Consider the following 572-nt stretch of genomic DNA (forward strand, 5'->3'; position numbering starts at 1 on the left):
GGCTGGTCTCGAACCTTTGCGGCGGACCCGACGGAAGCGACGCTATTGCTCGAAGGAAAACAGCCGCATGATCCGGCGCGTCCTCGCTCCATGCTCGGATTAATCTTGGCTGGGCGCGAGCGCCGCAAAAATCTCTTGAGAACCGGACGCGGCACGGCACTCACGGGCGCTTCCGATGATATTGCGTCGCGGCTGACCCGAGGCAATCTTGGCGGTTCCATCGAAGCAGCGTAGGGCAGCTTGCCCTCGCAGGCGCGATGCAGTCGCGGCCGTTCAGCCTTCCCGGCTGGGGTGAGGCTTTTGCCGAAGCACCCGGCCCGTTTCCCTGGTCCCGAACGGTTCGTGCGCGATGTGGACGACGGTCGTACCGACACCAGCCACGCGCCCGGCGGCTTGGTGGATGAGGCCGACAATCCTCGCTCAGCCGCCCTCTCTCCGGCGGGCCTTTATCGGACACGGTTCGGACACGGGGATTGGGCGGGCGTCCGACCCCTCGCGGGGCGTTGCGTAAGCGTTTGACATCGCGTGTTGATTTGGTTGCGGGGGCAGGATTTGAACCTGCGACCTTCAGG

General features: G+C 65.0%; 1 protein-coding gene. It reads left to right on the plus strand.

All coding sequences use genetic code 11. The annotated features are described in order from the left end of the window. Window positions 1-234, plus strand: a 234-nt coding sequence (locus tag H0I76_RS19545) for a hypothetical protein (RefSeq protein WP_234455448.1), incomplete at its 5' end; no start/stop codon positions are given. Between the last annotated feature and the right edge of the window lie 338 nt (window positions 235-572).

The organism is Thermohalobaculum xanthum (assembly GCF_016623495.1).
In the GTDB taxonomy this organism is placed as follows: Bacteria; Pseudomonadota; Alphaproteobacteria; order Rhodobacterales; family Rhodobacteraceae; genus Thermohalobaculum; species Thermohalobaculum xanthum.